16 protein-coding genes are annotated in these 17,305 nt (G+C 45.5%); 1 reads left to right on the top strand and 15 read right to left on the bottom strand.

The features are described 5' to 3' along the window. The 15 genes from JK628_RS20655 to gmk all read right to left on the bottom strand — a co-directional run bounded on the left by JK628_RS20655 (position 1) and on the right by gmk (position 15,798). Positions 1–255, bottom strand: coding sequence for a phosphopantetheine-binding protein (locus JK628_RS20655; protein ID WP_202286784.1), 255 nt, complete (start codon positions 253–255; stop codon positions 1–3). Further along, positions 252–1,052 (bottom strand): lysophospholipid acyltransferase family protein, encoded by an 801-nt coding sequence (locus JK628_RS20650; protein WP_202286783.1) that lies wholly within the window; start codon positions 1,050–1,052, stop codon positions 252–254. Before JK628_RS20650 ends, JK628_RS20655 begins: the two co-directional genes overlap by 4 nt. Then, positions 1,045–1,761, bottom strand: coding sequence for a beta-ketoacyl synthase chain length factor (locus JK628_RS20645; protein WP_202286782.1), 717 nt, complete (start codon positions 1,759–1,761; stop codon positions 1,045–1,047). The genes JK628_RS20650 and JK628_RS20645 overlap by 8 nt, the downstream gene beginning before the upstream one ends. Positions 1,762–2,112: 351 nt before the next feature. After that, the gene (locus tag JK628_RS20640) at positions 2,113–2,985 is read right to left on the bottom strand and encodes a DUF3014 domain-containing protein (RefSeq protein WP_202286781.1); all 873 of its coding nucleotides are present in this window, start codon (positions 2,983–2,985) and stop codon (positions 2,113–2,115) included. Between the two features lie 197 nt (positions 2,986–3,182). Next, positions 3,183–5,258 (bottom strand): ATP-dependent DNA helicase RecG, encoded by a 2,076-nt coding sequence (recG, locus tag JK628_RS20635; protein WP_202286780.1) that lies wholly within the window; start codon positions 5,256–5,258, stop codon positions 3,183–3,185. An 82-nt stretch (positions 5,259–5,340) separates the two neighbouring features. Continuing rightward, a complete protein-coding gene (locus tag JK628_RS20630; RefSeq protein ID WP_202286779.1) occupies positions 5,341–5,937 on the bottom strand; it encodes a response regulator transcription factor in 597 nt (198 codons plus the stop codon). A 20-nt stretch (positions 5,938–5,957) separates the two neighbouring features. Then, positions 5,958–7,028, bottom strand: coding sequence for a sensor histidine kinase (locus tag JK628_RS20625; RefSeq protein WP_202286778.1), 1,071 nt, complete (start codon positions 7,026–7,028; stop codon positions 5,958–5,960). Between the two features lie 51 nt (positions 7,029–7,079). After that, a complete protein-coding gene (locus JK628_RS20620; protein ID WP_202286777.1) occupies positions 7,080–7,784 on the bottom strand; it encodes a hypothetical protein in 705 nt (234 codons plus the stop codon). A gap of 121 nt (positions 7,785–7,905) precedes the next feature. Next, the gene (locus tag JK628_RS20615) at positions 7,906–8,829 is read right to left on the bottom strand and encodes a calcium/sodium antiporter (protein ID WP_202286776.1); all 924 of its coding nucleotides are present in this window, start codon (positions 8,827–8,829) and stop codon (positions 7,906–7,908) included. A 211-nt stretch (positions 8,830–9,040) separates the two neighbouring features. After that, a complete protein-coding gene (locus JK628_RS20610; RefSeq protein WP_202286775.1) occupies positions 9,041–10,696 on the bottom strand; it encodes an AMP-binding protein in 1,656 nt (551 codons plus the stop codon). Between the two features lie 830 nt (positions 10,697–11,526). After that, on the bottom strand, positions 11,527–12,213 hold the full coding sequence (trmH, locus tag JK628_RS20605) for a tRNA (guanosine(18)-2'-O)-methyltransferase TrmH (RefSeq protein WP_202286774.1): 687 nt from the start codon (positions 12,211–12,213) through the stop codon (positions 11,527–11,529). A 65-nt stretch (positions 12,214–12,278) separates the two neighbouring features. Then, positions 12,279–12,662 carry a RidA family protein gene (locus tag JK628_RS20600; RefSeq protein WP_202286773.1) on the bottom strand — a complete coding sequence of 128 codons (384 nt, stop codon included), beginning with the start codon at positions 12,660–12,662 and terminating at the stop codon, positions 12,279–12,281. Positions 12,663–12,711: 49 nt separating this feature from the next. Then, positions 12,712–14,817 (bottom strand): bifunctional GTP diphosphokinase/guanosine-3',5'-bis pyrophosphate 3'-pyrophosphohydrolase, encoded by a 2,106-nt coding sequence (spoT, locus tag JK628_RS20595; protein ID WP_202286772.1) that lies wholly within the window; start codon positions 14,815–14,817, stop codon positions 12,712–12,714. 13 nt (positions 14,818–14,830) lie between these two features. After that, positions 14,831–15,112 carry a DNA-directed RNA polymerase subunit omega gene (rpoZ, locus tag JK628_RS20590; RefSeq protein ID WP_202286771.1) on the bottom strand — a complete coding sequence of 94 codons (282 nt, stop codon included), beginning with the start codon at positions 15,110–15,112 and terminating at the stop codon, positions 14,831–14,833. A 62-nt stretch (positions 15,113–15,174) separates the two neighbouring features. Then, on the bottom strand, positions 15,175–15,798 hold the full coding sequence (gene gmk / locus JK628_RS20585) for a guanylate kinase (protein WP_202286770.1): 624 nt from the start codon (positions 15,796–15,798) through the stop codon (positions 15,175–15,177). A gap of 307 nt (positions 15,799–16,105) precedes the next feature. On the opposite strand from gmk, the gene JK628_RS20580 reads away from it, so the two are divergent. Next, positions 16,106–17,194: a DUF805 domain-containing protein gene (locus tag JK628_RS20580; protein WP_202286769.1), complete on the top strand. Its 1,089-nt coding sequence runs from the start codon at positions 16,106–16,108 to the stop codon at positions 17,192–17,194. Positions 17,195–17,305 lie beyond the last annotated feature (111 nt).

The following is a 17,305-nucleotide window of genomic DNA, read 5'->3' as shown; positions in this document are numbered from 1 at the left end:
CTACGCTCGTTGTGACTTAACAAAGCTTGCTAAGCTAGCAACGCTGTAAAAGTGCAATTTGGTTGCTTCCGAGTTCGCTTCAATTTTGACATCGAACTGTTTTTTTATCGCTAAGCCAAGTTCAAGTGCATCAATAGAGTCTAGTCCTAATCCTTCACCAAAAAGTGGTGCATCAGCGTCAATATCATCAATATTGACGTCTTCAAGATCAAGACTTTCGATGATCAATTGTTTTATTTCGTTTTCTAAGCTCATAAGTAATTATCTAATTGTTGTTTATAATATTCTTCAAGATCACGGGTCATTTGACGAGCCATTTTAGCATCGCCACCCACTCTGGCATCATAGCGAAGATAGGGCAGTTTTTCGCCTATTTCAATATGCATGCCGATGGTACGTCTGGGTAATTGATACCAAGATTCTTGTTTGCTGAAACCAACACAGTTGGTTTTAAGCAATATAGGTAATAGGTCGCTTTGGGTACGGATGGTGATATTGGCCGCTCCACGTGCAAAACTGTTGACGCGTTTTCCAATGATTGTACGAGTACCTTCAGGGAAAATGATCAAATTATTGCCCCTATTTAATACCTCTTTACAGTCTGCTAATAGCAACTCAGCGCCGCGATTCGGTATGTAACCAGCACTGGATACGACTCCACGCATAAATGGATTACGCCAAATTCCCTGTTTAACAATACAACTGGTATTGGGCATTAGGCTAATCAGTACCACAACATCGACTAAAGTGGGGTGATTTGAGGTAACAATCATGCCCTTGGCGTCTTTTAGTTGTTGCAAATTGCCATGGCTGACCTTGATTAAGCCCGTCCAAGTGAGCATGTAAACAAAGCCTTTGAACATGAGATGAACCGCATGCTGCACTCTCTCTATACGTTGAGTGGGAGTGCCGGGCCAAAACCGAAGAATAGGCAAAATGGTTATCGAGCTCAGCAAGCCACCGAGGCCAAATACGATATAGCAACAGGTGCCCCCTAACCATCGTGGTAGGTAAGCAATACCTGTTAGCCGTGGTGCTCGCTGTTTATTCAAAGCTCAAACTCCAATGCATACCAGAGTAGTTGCCTGAAATGGTCTGTTTTAGTGCGATACTGGATAAGATTTGGCCCAAGCATAATTTCACGGCTTGGGGCTGCTGCTCACAGAGATTTATTTCTGCCAAAGTCTTTTGCTGTGTGGTGCATGGTGCAAGGATAAATGCCACTGCAAGCGGCCATTCGGGCTCACTAGCAAATGGCTTATAAATATCGGGTAAAGTGTCGTCAGCATAGGAAAGCAGTATCGGCTTTGGATCATCCACAAGGAGTCCGTATGCTTCAATGAAAGCCTGAGAAAAAGTCTCTGAACCTGCTGCAATCGATGTAGATGCGGCATGGTTTTGACTAATGATGCTATAGATCCCACTAGCAGTATTGTGCACTGACTGACTAAATGCGGTTGGCGATAATGCAGACTTATCGACGATGTCATTAAGTAAATTGATGGTGCGGTTTATCTCTCCGTGCTGCGAGGCAAAAATACTGCGACATTGCTGCGGTGGTTCAGATTGAAAGACAGCATCCAGAAAAATTTTACTGAGCTTACTGAGGCGACGGCGTTGCATTGCAGGCACTTGTGGTAACTTAGGCACAGCCGTAGCCGCAGTAGATACGTCTAATACTGTTTTGGGCCAAGCCTGCCATTCAGCAATGTGCTGATAATGTGGCGACCATGCGCCCCATGAAAGAATGTGAAACTTCATTGCACTGCCCCACATACGAATATCCGTTCGTAGTGCCTTGGTTTACTGTCATTAATCGCTTAAGCCTATCAATAGAAATCTATTTTTAAGCTATAGCATATCCGGGTTACCTAACTAGCCGATATTGCTTTGTATCATCTGAAGCTGCATCTTCAGGTGGGGTGGGCTTAGTTATACTATTGAAATAACGGAATTAGAGCCGCTATTCTACATCATAAGACAGGTATTCAAAAAGCGTTTTGCGATACGGCTGTGGCGAAAAAGTACTGAAAATTATTAAAGTATGACGCTAAAGTAAAGGCTCTGTTATTTAAGAGCCTTTGAATGGTTTAAAATTTCACTTAGATGGGATTAGTTTAGGTGCTTTTGTAAACGACGTAGTGCCGATTTTACTTTGCGAGCATTTTCAGGACCCATACGAACCATGAGTTTCTGGGCATTTGGTAAAGCCTCTAGTGTTGGATCAACAAATTGGTAGTTAACACTCACGCCATCTAGCTCTATCGGTTGCTCAATAATCGGTGCGTCGAGCATAATGCCAATTGCTTGTTGCATTCTGTCGTCAAACGAGGTGCTGCTGTAGCCTAGCTCGCTGAAAGCTTCGCTTAAAAGCGGTGTCATCTCTTTGTATGTTTTAGCTAACTCTTCTTCATTTAAGCTGGCGAGAAAATCTGCATACAAGTCATATCTGTGGTAACTATCCGGATCTACATAGGTCTTATTAGCAATCTCCGACACGGTAAAACTGTTATTTGGTGCTTTCAGCGGGCTAACTTTTCGGGCTAACTCACCTTGTGCCAAGTTATCAACAAACACCACAAATTGGCGCACTACATTGTCTTCGATAAGCAAAGATTCAATAGCCATTCCATCTGCAACATCAATCGCTTTCTGATGAATATAGGGATCGCTATCAGCAAGTGCTGGCAGTGGTTCCACCTCAGGATCGGGTTCCACTTCGGGTAACTGAACCGGCACCGGCTCGATGATTTCAGGCTCTGGCTCAGGCAGGTTCGCATCGGTTTCGAGTGGCTTTTCTGGGATAGGGTCAGGAATTACAACGGGTGCAATAATTTGCGGCTCTTCGCTCTTATCGTTACCGCTTAGATAGTAGTAACCTCCGGCAGAGATCAGTGCAACGACGGCAATGGCGATAATAGCTAGGCCATTAGTTCCTGAGGACTTCTCCTGAGGTGAAATTCTATCTTCTTGACTGAGTTGCATTTTGATTCCTCTGCTACCGCACGATGATCGTTTTAATGATAAGTATAGCTTTATACCCATTTTGCAAAATTAAACGGGCTTGTCTATAGGTTGAAGCTCTATTAAGAATATTTAATTTTAATCTATACCAATCACCCCCGAAATGCAGGGTTCAGCATGGCGACAAGTCGCTGCTGCGTATACGTTATTGCTACAACTTATGCTTGAACAAACTGTTCTCGATCGCCAAGCCAGCGCTGAATTATGGCATCGACACTGCCCGGCGCTTGCTGCATCACATGTGGAGCAAGCTTTTGTACATGTGGGATTAACGCTTGATCTCGCATTAAGTCGGCAATCTTCATATCGGCTACACCAGTTTGCTTGGTGCCGAGCACTTCACCTGGGCCGCGGATCTCTAAGTCACGCTGGGCGATCACAAAACCGTCGTTACTCTGCCTAAGAACGCCAAGTCTTTTGGTGGCAGTAGCTGAGAGTGGCGGTTTATACATAAGTAGGCAATGGCTGGCAATGGCGCCTCGCCCCACACGTCCTCTAAGCTGATGCAGTTGTGCTAAGCCTAGACGTTCTGGATTTTCAATAATCATCAGGCTGGCATTAGGTACATCAACGCCGACTTCGATCACTGTTGTAGCGACCAGTAGTTGTATGTCTCCAGCCTTAAAACTGGCCATAATCTGCTGTTTTTCTGCGGATTTCATTCGACCATGCACTAGCCCAACGTTTAATTCTGGTAAGGCAATTTTAAGCTCTGCAGCGGTATCTTCTGCCGCTTGGCATTCGAGTGCCTCTGACTCTTCAATTAGCGTACAGACCCAGTAGGCTTGGCGATTGTCATTTACCGCCGCTTGACGCACTCGGCTGATAACCTCTTCTCGACGTTGATCTGATACAGCGACCGTAGTGACGGGTGTGCGTCCAGGTGGTAGTTCATCGATGATAGAGGTATCTAAATCTGCATAGGCGGTCATGGCCAAGGTGCGCGGGATCGGCGTTGCCGTCATAATCAGCTGGTGCGGATGAAAGCCCTGACTAACGCCTTTTTCTCGCAGACCTAGGCGCTGATGTACACCAAATCGATGTTGCTCATCGATGATAATCAATGCGAGCTTATTGAATACCACCTGTTCTTGAAATATAGCATGGGTGCCAATGACCATATTGGCGGCACCAGACTCTATGTCGGCTAAAGACTCTGCTCTGGCTTTGCCTTTTAATTTTCCTGCTAACCAACCCACTTTTAAGCCTAAAGGCTCAAACCAGCTTTTGAAATTAATAACATGCTGCTCCGCGAGTAACTCGGTTGGCGCCATCATGGCAACTTGATAACCGCTTTCGATCGCCTGCAATGCGGCTAGCGCTGCAACTAAGGTTTTACCTGATCCCACGTCGCCCTGAACGAGTCGCATCATCGGCTCAGCTTTTTCAAGATCGAGGGTGATATCAGCGCCGACGCGTTGTTGTGCGCCCGTTGGTTTAAAAGGTAATGATGCCAGAAATGGATTTAACAGCTGACCTGTGGCCGACATGCTAACGGCTTTATCTCGGCGAGTGCGCTGGCGCAGGCGTAGCATACTCAAGTTGTGGGCCAGTAGTTCCTCTTGGATAAGACGTTGCTGTGCTGGGTGTGTACCCTGTTCAAGATCAAACAGTGAGACTTGGTTATTGGGACGATGCAGTAACTGCAACGCCTGTTTGAGTTGCATCTGGTTAGGCTGAAGATTATTAGGCAATAGCTCTGGCAAGCCACCGTCTGCCAACATTATTAATGCTTGCTCGGTTAACTTTATCCAACTCGCCTGCTTAAGGCCCTCAGTGGTCGGGTATACAGGGGTTAACGTGTCGCTTAACGGCGCCGTATCTTCCGGTGATACTAGTTTGTACTCAGGATGAATAATTTCACAAAAATGCTTACTGCGGCGAATTTCACCATAGGCTCGAATAACGGTGCCAGCTTCAAAGCTGTTTCGTTGAGCCGCAGAAAAGTTGAAAAATCGTAGCGTTAAGCTGCCTGTATCATCTCGTACCGTACAGGTCAGCATACGTTTGCGACCTTGGATCACCTGGCTTGATTGGATCACCGCTTCAATGGTGCCGTAACTGCCGGGGTAGAGTGAAGCAATCGGGTAGATCTGAGTACGATCTTCATAACGTAGCGGCAGATGAAACAACAGATCTTGCACTGTTGTAATATCCAGCTTAGCTAATCTCTCGGCCATCTTTTTAGCGACGCCCTTGAGTTCTGTTATAGGTACAAGATCGAGTCTTTGCAAACGTTTAGCACCAAAGTACTGTAAATTTATACATATATTATCAGAGAAATCATTTTTCGCAAATTAGCAGGACTTTTGTTTATTATAACCAACCTTTTTGCTGTGCAATTCTGGCTGCATCAATACGATTAGTCGCATGCAGTTTACTGATAGCCTCTGACAGATAGTTTCTCACGGTGCCTTCAGCGATAAAGAGTAGCTTAGCGATCTCTGCAGTAGATTTTCCATCGCTGGCGAGCCTTAATGCGCGGCGCTCTTTGTCATTGAGTGGATCCACTTCACCTATCGCCATGATTGCTAGCTCGGGATCTATTATCCGTTTACCCTGCATCACTTGGTTGATGGCTTTTATGAGGGTGTTAGACGGGGCATCTTTCAACAGAAACCCCCCGACACCGGCCTCAATGGCGCGTTTTATGTAACCAGCTCTGCCGAAGGTGGTGATAATGACGATTTTAAGACTGGGCCTGTTTTGTTGGCACCAACTGGCGAGTTCCAGTCCGGTGCGCCCTGGCATTTCAATATCGGTGAGCAGCAGGTCAAACTCGGCCTTTTTTAATTGCGCTAACGCTTCATCACCATTGGCGGCTTGGGTTATTTCAAACTCTCCGCCTAAAGACAGTAAGGCGGACAAAGCACCTCTTACCATGGCTTGATCTTCCGCTAACAAAATTCTCATTACTGTTCTGATCCTTATGGCTAGGCTTGTGCTGGTACGCTAATGGTAAATTGGCATTTAGGGGTTAAACTCCAAGACAATACGCCCTGAAATTTGGCTAATCTTTCATTGATACCAATAAGCCCATTGCCTTGCTCTATCTTGCTTGGACAACCATCATCTGTAATGGCAATACGCAGTTCAGTTGTGGTTTGCTCAAACTGTATTTCACAGTGACTGCCCTTACTATGGCGAACAATATTGCTGCAAAGCTCGGTTAAACTTAAAATTAACTGGGTTTCTAACTCGGGTTCAAGCTTGGGGATTTCACCCTCAAGAGTGACAATTAAGCCCTTGTCTCGTAATGTTTGGCACAGCTGAGTCACACTGGCTGAAAGGCCCTTGTGCTTATAGCCTGAGACGGTTTGTCTTATTTGGCTCAAGCTATCTCTAGCAATTGTATTAAGCTCGATTAACTGCTGGCGTGCTTGATCAATATTATTGTTGGCAATCAGTTTTTCGGCTAACTCGGCTTTCAACGAAATGGATGAAAGACTATGCCCCATGATGTCGTGTAGATCGCGAGCAATGCGTTCACGCTCTAGCATGGTAGCAAGTTGTTGGATCTCTGATTGGCTTTTTTGCTGTTGGCATTTATGTTCGACGCGTTTGCGCTCAGCGACCCCAAATAGTCCGACGCCTGCTATGAGGCCTGCACCATAAATGACCCAATAGTAATGGTCAAAATTGAGACCAGCATTGACCAGTGACAGTAGACCTATTAGCGCTAGCAGGCTGTAGATGGCCGTTCTTAGCGGATAGAAAAAACCGATAAAGAAACCAGCAAAGGTGAATAGCGACAATGAACCAGTATTAATCGGCGTGATCAATACGGCGATGGCTATCATTGCCAGAATAGGCTGATAAGCTTTTGCGGTGGTTGAACGGTAAGCCCAGAAATAGCAATAAACAAAAGGGATTAAAGCCGCTAAGCTTAAGGCTATCTGCCAAGGCAGCATTTTTGTAACGAAGATGGGGATAAGATAAAAAACCAAGTTGACTAGGTAAACCCAAGCCAATTTGTCTTCTGTTGATTTGGTTGACTCGGTCATGACAAACTCCTTTTATCTAAGAGAGCCATTATAGTGGCTCTCCAGCTAGCCCTATTGTCGCTTGGCGCTTTGGCTATTTTGCTGCAGTAGAAACTGTGCCCAACTGTAGTCATTTTCAATAACTAAGGCTTGCTGCCAGTCTGCTATTGCCCCATCAACATCGCCTAAATTCTGCTTCGCTAGTCCTCGCCAAGTGTAAGCCTCAGCGTGTCCCCAGCAAATGTTATCACAGGGAATTGTGTAAAGCTCAATGGCTTTGCTGCTTAAATCGACAGCACGCTGTTTGCTGCCACCGTACATCTCTGGGGTGTTAAAGGCGGTGATTGCTTGAACCAGTAGCACTCGAGGATTGCTGGGGTCCAGTGCTTTTGCTTGTGTTATTGCGGCGCCTGCCTTGGCACCATATACGGCACCTTTGCTATTATCTAAGCCGATAAGCATGCCATAAACTGATGATAGCAGGGCGAGGTTGTCGGCGTCGGCGCTCGAGGCCGTTAGTGGTTCAAGTGTGTCTTTTGCTGATTCAAGAGCACTCATTGCAAGCTCACGTTGGCCGAGAATATTGGCACTAATGGCGAGTCTATAGCCTGCGTATGCTTGTAGGTAATCCCCGCCTTGCTGGGTAAGCGACTGGAGGCTTTTAACATCCATGTGGTTAGCTGCCGTATCGATAGCGTTAATACTTGTAGCAGTACTGTCAGCTTGAGCAAATTGGCTAGTGATGGCCATTGTAGTAACCAGTAGTAGTGATTTCATATCAATCTCCTTTTGAGCCCTGTATTGGGTACAGGGCTATTATTGAAGATTGCGAAGTTCTTTTGCAGACACAAACGTCATCAGATAGCGATGACAATTGTCATTATTAATAAGGAGGTAATTATGCTTGAGAGATTAAGTAGCCGATGTAAAGCAAATAACTTAAAACCAAGATGCTACCTTCACGACGACCAATTCGCAGACCTGTATAGGCAAATGGTAGTAGAAGGGCTGCTAGGCCTATCATGACTAACCAATCTAGTGAATTAATGTCGTTGCCAATAATGGGATGAATAACGGCAGTAACGCCCAAGATCCCCAAAATATTGAATAGGTTGGAACCGACGACGTTGCCGATGGCAATATCGCTCTGTCCCTTTAGCGCAGCCACAATGGAGGTCACCAATTCTGGCATGCTAGTGCCAATAGCCACTATTGTTAGCCCGATGATGATTTCGCTGATCCCGAACGATTGAGCCAGTGCAACTGCACCATCAACAAACAAAATACCACCGCCAACCAACATGCTAATACCAACAATGATAAATAGGATGGATAACCACTGACTTTGATTTTCCTCTGTATCTTCAGCAGGAGCTTGTTTTTCGGCTGTGAAATAGCTGTAGCTCAAATAGGCAATGAGTAGCGCTGAAAGAATTGCGCCATCAGTAAAGCTCAATCCACCGTCGAGCAGTAAGCCCCAAAATAGTACTGATGCTGCGATCATAATTGGAATGTCGCGCTTGACCATTTGCGATTCAATCTTAATCGGCCGAATAAGGGCTGTAATGCCGAGGATAAGACCAATGTTGGCAATGTTTGAGCCAATCACATTGCCTAATGCAATACCGCTATTACCCGCAACAGCGGACTTAATGCTTACTGCGAGCTCTGGTGCACTGGTGCCAAAGGCGACAATGGTTAAGCCGATGATTAACGGAGATAGGCCAAGTTTTAAGGCGATGTTACTGGCACCTCTCACTAAAGATTCAGCGCCTACAGTCAAAATGACAAATCCGCCGATAATCGACAACCAAATAAACATAATTAAGCACTACTTATAGATGAAATAAAAGGGAGGCTAGGATAGGTTTTTTTTTAAAGAGCACAACAAAAAAAACAGTAAATGGTCATTAAATATAGTTTATTTAGCTCGAACTTGGGCTAATAGTCATTAGACCCATTTCTCTATCTGATATGGAACAGCACACCAAAAGGTGTGCTGTTAAATGACAAAGATATCCTGCCACTAATTGTTAGATTTCATCTTCCCAGCAGATCTTACCGCCACGAATACCATCGACTTTTTCGCTGAATGCTTTCTCCAACACATGGCGCTTAATCTTTAACGTTGGGGTCAATACATCATTGTCGACATCCCATTTATCGGTGACCACGATAATCGCATCAACCGTTTCGTGGGACTCTAGATGAGGATTAACTGCATCTAAAGTGTTTTTCAGTGATGCTTTTATCTCTTCTCTAGGCTGTAGTGATGCACCTTCAGATAATTGCACCAATGCAATTGGGTGCGGTAGGCCTGAGCCAATGACGCAAATCATCTCGACATGTAGGTCTTGTGCGAGTTTACGCTCAATAGGTACGGGAGCAACGTACTTACCTTTAGAGGTCTTAAAGTTATCTTTCACCCGGCCAGTAATAGTGACACAACCGTCGGCATCAATATTGACTAGATCGCCAGTGTAGAAATAACCCTCTGCGTCAAAACAAGCGGCTGTCTCTTCAGGTTGCTTGTAATAACCTTGCATCAATCCAGGGCTCTTAACCATTAACTCACCAACATCTGTCTGCTTAATGGTGCAGCCTTCAACTGCATGACCAACCGTGCCAATTTTACGGGCGTCAAATGGGTGGTTAATGATTGAATAAGCGCAGTTTTCAGTCATGCCCCAAGCCTCACTAATATTGAGACCAATCTTGTGGTACCAACTCACCAGTGAGGGCGGAATTGGCGCCGAACCAGAGCCGAGTAAATGACAATGCTCAAGACCAAGGCCTGCATGAATTTTGCGCTTTACGATACCGCTGATAATGGGCACTTTAAGTAACAAGTTGAGCTTGCTGGCGCCAATCTTATCGATAATATTCTTCTGAAATAGGCTCCAAAGGCGAGGCACTGAGAAAAAGACAGTGGGTCTGGCACGCTGCACATCGGCGACAAAGCTATCGAGACTCTCAACAAAGGCCACACTGCTACCAGAATAGAATGAAGAGCCTTCCATCGCCACACGCTCAGTGATGTGTGCTAGTGGTAGATATGAAATTAGTCTATCTTCACCATCGGTTTTGAGATCGCGCACTACGGCGTTGCAGGTCCAAGCATAACTGGCAAAAGTTTGAATCGCGCCCTTAGGCTTACCTGTTGAGCCAGAGGTGTAAACCAGCGTCATGATCTGTTCAAGCGTTGGCAGCGGCGCATCAATTAGAGGCTGGCCAAGAGTCAGTAGTTTATCCCAATGATATTGGGCCGGCATGGTGTCGTAAGGCATAGCCATACGTAAAATTTCACCACCAACGCCAGCCTCTTGGTCGGCCCAGTAATCTAACTTACCGATGAATATCGCTTTTGATTCACTGTGCTCAAGCGTGTAGCGGATGGTATCTGCATTGGCCGTTGGATAAATAGGAACGCTAATATAACCGCCATGCATAAGGGCTAGATCAGTGATAAACCACTCGGCACAGTTTTTAGAAAGAATGGCAACTTTGTCACCTGGATTTAGGCCTAGGTGTCTAAGTGCACCAGAAATTTGCTGCATTTTAGTTTGTACATCGCGCCACGTAAAAGTCTTATATTGACCGTCAATAGGCTGCTTTAGATATACTTGATCGCCTTGTTTTTCAACCCAATGTTCAAGCATCTCAATTGGGGTTTTCTTAGAGGGTTCCATGGCAATTCCATATTGATTATCGTTAATTCCAATTCAGTCTGTAGCTCAATACTTGTTTTAATCGTTCGTTTAATAGACTGTTTTATACCAATCAGTATAAACATTTGGTCGCTCAGCGAGAGTTTAGCGATTCTGAGGTAAGGCAACGAGTGAAGAGCATAGTTGTTCTACGGTTAAACTCGTTAACACAACATCAGAATCGCTAAAACTCGCCACCCTGGAGCGTTTTTGGCTGCCTATTTCTGTGTTGAACAACTTCACAAGGGAACAACCATTCTTTCAGTTGTTCGCCTTGAATTAGTTTGCCAAAAACAGCTCTGAGTAGATCAAATTCTTATATTGATTGGTATTAATATCGAGTATGGCGAAAAATGTGATCTATGACAACTTTTTCAAACGCTCGTTACAATTTATCGCAATGATGCTGTTAAAGCGTGCCTTGGATTTATACCAATTGCATTCAGTATCTGTTCATTCAGTGGGAATTCAAAGCGATGAAGGCAAGCCGGGAACTTGAAGCTAATAGTTATTCTATATCAAGATTTTTCGGCGTAGCATGCAGCGCTTTGAAACCCACCCTACGGGAAGCGCTCACGCATTCCATTTCTGCTTTGCATTGGCTCACAAGGGAATAACCATTCTGTCGTCAATGCGTCTTGAATTGAAAAGCTTGAGCGCTTCTGAATTGATTAAATACCTAATGCAATTGGTATTAGAAGAGTGGTAGGTGAATCGAAGGGCTTTATATACCCATCTTCAAGTAGGATGGGTATAGGTAAGTGCTAGCCTGGCTGACCAGCACTTGTTGAATATTTTTGGAGGTGATGCTGCTACGCAGACGGTTCGCGCATTTTTTGCCACCACTGCTCATCAGCCACAATTTGGCCAGTTTCATCAATCGCAGGGTAGGCGAGCTTTTTACGACGGCACGCTTTGGCGTAAATAGGATGGCCTTGTTCAAACAATTTTATTTGGCAGTAGGCATCATCAAGCTTGCGAGTGCCATACATGCCAGCAGCTTCTCGTTGGCGCTGCGCTTCATATACAATAAGTGCGCCTGCAACCGAAACATTTAATGACTGCACCATGCCGATCATTGGAATGATGATATGTTGATCGGCCGCAGCGATACCTTCGGCGCTGACACCATCACGCTCATTACCCAAAATAATGGCCGTCGGACGGGTGTAATCTATTTCGCGAAAATCGACCGCTGTCGGTGAAAACGTAGTGGCTAAAATCTGCATATCTTGGCGACGAAACTCTTCTACCGCATGGTCCATTGTGTGATGAACTTGAGTTTTAACCCACTGTTGACTGCCAGATGCAGTATTGCCAGAGACACGCATCTCTAACTCGGCCCAGACCGCATGAACTTCATGGATCCCGACTGCGTCAGCACTGCGGATCACCGCCGCAATGTTATTGCTTTTATGCACAGTGTCTAGGCAAAGGGTGAGATCGGGTTGGCGATTGTCTAGCATCTGGTTGATGCGGGCGAAGCGTTCAGGACTCATGGGGTTCTTCTTAAATGTGATCAATAAAAAAGGGCGCCGTAGCGCCCGTTTTCTAGTGTAATGGATTAAACTTCCATTACACCATCCATCTCGACTAGCGAACCTTTCGGTAGCTGACTGACGCCGATAGCGGCACGAGCTGGATAAGGTTGCTCAAAATAGCGACCCATAATTTCGTTTACAGTGGCAAAATTGCTTAAGTCGGTCATGAAGATGTTGAGCTTAACAATATCGCTTAATGAACCACCAGCTGCTGCACAGACTGCAGTCAGGTTTTCAAAAACCTGTACTACTTGCGCATCAAACTCGTCACTCACCATCTGCATCGTTTCTGGGTTCAGTGGGATCTGACCCGATAAATAAACGGTGCTGCCTACTTTTACTGCTTGAGAATAGGTGCCGATAGCTTGTGGTGCTTTGTCGGTAGCAATGATGATCTTCTCTGCCATGATTATCCCTTTATCTGTATTAAGTAAACTAATGTTTAGGTTAAATTCGTTAGCGGTTACGCGATGTTCGCAGCACTTCAGGGAGCACCCTAATGCGGCGCATCACGTTGGCTAAATGAATACGATCTCTCACAGAGATGCGCAGGTTGATGAGGAATACCCGCCCATCTCGCTCTTCTGTGGTTAAGTTATGAATATTGGAACCTTCAGCGGCCACAATAGAGGTGATTTTAGCGAGTGCACCTTGGTGGTTTACTATCTCTACGCGTAGGTTTGCCTGGTATTCAACACCCTCGGCACTATCCCACTGCACAGGAATATACTTATCAGGTTCGCCTTGGTAACCACGAATATTGGCGCAGCTTTCCATATGCACCACTAAGCCCTTACCTGGGCTGACGTGAGCTATAACCGCATCACCAGGGATAGGGCGACAACAGTTAGCAAAAGTAACCAACATACCTTCAGCGCCACGAATAGGCATAGTATGGGATTCTTTTGGCACTTGCGCGTCGACTTGGTCGCCACGTAAACGCTGGGCGATCACAATGCTCATCGCATTACCAAGGCCAATATCAGCCAGCAGCTCATCAAGCGTATCGTGCTTGGTATCATTAACCACTTTGTCGATCTGCTCTTTAGACAAATGATCTAACTTGGTTTCGCCTAGCGCATGGTTTAAAAGGCGCTTACCCAGCAAAATAGCGTCTTCCTCTTTGAGGCTTCTAAGTAACTGACGTATTTTAGCGCGCGCCTTACCGGTGACGACAAAGTTGAGCCAGGCCGCATTTGGACGGGCGCCCTTAGCGATAATGATCTCAACAGTTTGACCTGAAATTAGTGGCTGGCTTAATGGATAGGCTTGGCGGTTCACCCGAGCGCCAACGCAAGTGTTACCGACATCGGTATGCACTTCATAGGCAAAATCGACCGCAGTAGCACCAACGGGTAGCTCTAAGATGCGACCTTCTGGGGTAAATACGTAGATCTCTTCTGGGAACAACTCTGTCTTAAAGTTCTCCACAAACTCAAAAGAGGTGCTGGCGCTTTGTTGTAGCTCAAGTAGGCTTTGCATCCACTTACGGGCACGAACTTGCGTCGTCGTCCCTTGGTCTGCAGAGCTACCTTTCTTGTATAACCAATGTGCTGCCACCCCTTTATCTGCCATTTGATCCATATCTTCAGTACGAATTTGGATCTCAACCGGCACGCCGTGAGGACCAAAAAGTGAAGTATGCAATGATTGATAGCCGTTGGCCTTAGGGATAGCGATATAATCTTTGAATCGACCAGGACGCGGCTTATAGAGGCCATGCATGGCGCCCATTACGCGGTAGCAGGTGTCGATTGAGTCAACGATGACTCTGAAGGCATAGATATCCATGACTTCTTGGAACTGCAGTTCTTTATTACGCATCTTGTTGTAGATGGAATAGAGGTTCTTTTCACGGCCTTGAACTGTGCCTTCAATGCCTGTGTCATCTAATCGTGTTGCAACAGCAGCTTCGATACGTTGAATAAGCTCTTTTCGGTTGCCTCGTGCGGCTTTTACCACCTCTTTTAATACACGATAACGCATCGGATAGTAGGCATGAAAACCTAAATCCTCTAACTCACTCTTAATATTATGAATACCAAGACGGTTGGCGATAGGGGCGTAAATCTCGAGGGTTTCACGGGCGATACGACGGCGCTTATCGGGCCGTAGGGCACCTAAGGTGCGCATGTTGTGGGTTCTATCGGCAAGCTTGATTAAGATGACACGTATATCTTGTGTCATTGCCATCATCATTTTGCGGAAGTTTTCGGCCTGGGCTTCTTTCTTATCGCGAAATTTTAGCTTGTCTAGCTTAGATACACCTTCAACCAATTCAGCAATAGACTCACTGAACGTTTCAGCCAGTTCCTCTTTGGTAACAGGGGTGTCTTCGATAGTGTCATGTAAGAGTGCGGCCATAAGCGTCTCATGATCGAGACGCATATCGGCCAGGATGCGGGCGACCGCAACCGGATGGGTAATATAAGGTTCGCCACTCGTGCGCATCTGACCTTCATGGGCATCGCGCGCCACCTGATAGGCCTGCTTGAGTAATTCTACCTGTTCAGGTTCTAAATAACCTGACGCAGACTCCTTGAGACCTTCAAACAGATACAAGTGACTCTACTCCTTATATAGCGTTACGGCCTTCAGCGATGGCAGCAACAGCAGCAATTTCAGCAGCTTCACGTTCACGAACTGTTTGGCGCTCATCGGCATCCAAAGTATCAGCTGTGACTAAACCTAGCTCGATTTCGCGCAGGGCGATAACTGTTGGCTTGTCGTTCTCTTCGTCAACCATAGGGTCTTTACCCTGCACGGCGATTTGGCGAGCACGACGCGCGGCAATCAGAATCATGTCAAAACGGTTGCCGATTTTATTTACGGCATCTTCTACAGTTACGCGAGCCATGTGTGGAAACTCCAGTGGTTTTATCGATTGAAAAAATGACGCAAAATTGTACATGAAGACAGCTAGTCTGCCAACAGATCTTTAATCATATCATTTTGCGTATGAATTTGGCTAGCAGAGGTTAGTCTTTGACTGCGAATGATCGCTAAAAGATCAGCCTGCGCCTTATCAAAATTATCATTTACTAAAACAAAGTCATATTCATTATAGTGTGACATCTCTGAAACAGCTTGTGCCATGCGGCCATCGATCACCTCTTGGCTATCTTGTCCGCGACCCGTAAGGCGACGTTCTAGCTCAGCTTTTGAAGGGGGAAGAATAAATATTCCTATCGATTCAGGCATCAATTTTTTAACTTGCTGAGCACCCTGCCAGTCGATATCGAGAAAAACGTCGATACCTTTCGCAAGTGTTTGTTCTATGGTCACACGCGAAGTACCGTAGTAGTTATTGAAAACTTCGGCCCATTCAAAAAAAACATTTTCAGCGATTAAGCCTTTAAACTCATCTTGATCCACAAAATGATAGTGCAGGCCATTCTCTTCACCTGGACGAGGTTGACGGGTGGTATGCGACACAGATACTTGCATATCAACTGGTTGGTCTTTTAACAGAGCCGATATCAGTGATGATTTACCTGCGCCACTTGGCGCTGAGAGGATAAATAGGTTCCCGCGTGCAGTCATGATTTACGTATCCGGTCTTTAGCCCATTTGGGCGAGTGAAAAGATTTAGCCGGGCATTATACAGTCTAGGGTGATATTTGCGCTAGTGATGCGCTTTAAGCGAGATAATATTTTATGTTTGCCCTCGTTTTTTAGATTAATTTCGCTGTATATGCCTAAAACACTGACATCTTCAGGCAAATTGGGTAGGCTATTTTTTTAGTTTTTATGTTATCGCCTGAACATAAGACAAACGTGATTTGTAGTTAAGCGGGTAAAATCCGCTTATTTAGTCATATTCCATTGAAGAAGGTAGGTATATCAAGGTATGCAGTTCTCGGCACTTTTTTGTTTAATTGGTCGCGACAACGGCCAGCGGTTCGCAAGCATCAGCGGCTTGATTTTCTTTACTTTGCTGTTGGCTATGGTGGTATTTGGCACTGCATCTGTGCAGTATTTAGTTGGCCTGCTGCTTTCGCCAATACTGACATTAACCAGCCTAAGGCGACTACGTGATAGTGGTAAGTCACCTAGGCTGACCGCATTGGTGGTCGCCCCCTTTATCTTAGTGATGCTCACATTGATACATATCGACAGTGTGATGCTGCTGCTCACTTTTATGCTCTTTGCCGCACTGGCTATTGGTTATATCGCTATTTTGCCCGCTACATCAGCCACTCAATACCAGCAAGGCTACTCAGGGCCGATAAAAGTCAGCGCCAATACAAGGGCCAGTAATGCTCGAGTACGAGTGGAGCCGACATTAAGCAATCATAAGTCTGAAGCGGATTTAACCACTTTTACTGAACCAACCGTTGAAGAAAATGATAATGAATTTGCTGATCCGCAAACATCGCGCCCGTCAAACAGGAGCAATGTTCGCTTTACTCAGATGCAAAATTGGTTAATGAGCAATCAAAAGGTAGCATTTTCTGCCGTTGCTTCATTGACGCTCGTTATGCTGTTGCTCAGCATTTGGTCACTTATTCCAACTGATGCTGTGAATGCCACAGAGCAGGATATCGCCGAGGTTAGCAACATTGCTAATACACCGATAATAGAGCGTGAAATTACCACTCTGCCAGATGGATTTAGCTTAGTACTTGAAGATGATGTGCTCATCGTAAGATGGCTGGGTGAAACGGGCTTGCCAACAGAATTATGGTCACTTGCGACCGCTAAGGGCGATAGAAGCTGTTCGGCGCTTAAGTTTAATAACGGCACCGAATATCGCACCGTTGTGGTCGATCTGCTAGCCGATACTGGCACTGAAGCACGCTTTTCCCCGCTAGATACCAAAGCGATTATTGTCGATATGGCGCGTCGAGGAAGTGTGAATTTGTGTGGCTATAACTTTAGTTTGAAAGGTAGCCAAGCGGCGATTGGTAAAGTAGCGGCATTCTCTACTTATTTATAAGCTGCTGTATCGGGTATTAGTGGAAATTAGTGATTAGAGTCATTAAACTGCTTCGCCTTAACTTTATACGCTACGTCGTGTTGTAACAGCGATGATTAGACGCTTGGTAGA

The sequence above is a fragment of the Shewanella sp. KX20019 genome, from assembly GCF_016757755.1.
GTDB lineage: Bacteria > Pseudomonadota > Gammaproteobacteria > Enterobacterales > Shewanellaceae > Shewanella.
This window is presented reverse-complemented; position numbering and strand designations above follow the sequence as displayed.

Bases quoted from the DNA above. Each gene is read 5' to 3' on its own strand.
- JK628_RS20655 (WP_202286784.1), bottom strand. From the start codon at position 255: ATGAGCTTAGAAAACGAAATAAAACAATTGATCATCGAAAGTCTTGAT.
- JK628_RS20645 (WP_202286782.1), bottom strand. From the start codon at position 1,761: ATGAAGTTTCACATTCTTTCATGGGGCGCATGGTCGCCACATTATCAG.
- JK628_RS20640 (WP_202286781.1), bottom strand. From the start codon at position 2,985: ATGCAACTCAGTCAAGAAGATAGAATTTCACCTCAGGAGAAGTCCTCA.
- JK628_RS20630 (WP_202286779.1), bottom strand. From the start codon at position 5,937: ATGAGAATTTTGTTAGCGGAAGATCAAGCCATGGTAAGAGGTGCTTTG.
- JK628_RS20625 (WP_202286778.1), bottom strand. From the start codon at position 7,028: ATGACCGAGTCAACCAAATCAACAGAAGACAAATTGGCTTGGGTTTAC.
- JK628_RS20620 (WP_202286777.1), bottom strand. From the start codon at position 7,784: ATGAAATCACTACTACTGGTTACTACAATGGCCATCACTAGCCAATTT.
- JK628_RS20615 (WP_202286776.1), bottom strand. From the start codon at position 8,829: ATGTTTATTTGGTTGTCGATTATCGGCGGATTTGTCATTTTGACTGTA.
- JK628_RS20610 (WP_202286775.1), bottom strand. From the start codon at position 10,696: ATGGAACCCTCTAAGAAAACCCCAATTGAGATGCTTGAACATTGGGTT.
- trmH (WP_202286774.1), bottom strand. From the start codon at position 12,213: ATGAGTCCTGAACGCTTCGCCCGCATCAACCAGATGCTAGACAATCGC.
- JK628_RS20600 (WP_202286773.1), bottom strand. From the start codon at position 12,662: ATGGCAGAGAAGATCATCATTGCTACCGACAAAGCACCACAAGCTATC.
- rpoZ (WP_202286771.1), bottom strand. From the start codon at position 15,112: ATGGCTCGCGTAACTGTAGAAGATGCCGTAAATAAAATCGGCAACCGT.
- gmk (WP_202286770.1), bottom strand. From the start codon at position 15,798: ATGACTGCACGCGGGAACCTATTTATCCTCTCAGCGCCAAGTGGCGCA.
- JK628_RS20580 (WP_202286769.1), top strand. From the start codon at position 16,106: ATGCAGTTCTCGGCACTTTTTTGTTTAATTGGTCGCGACAACGGCCAG.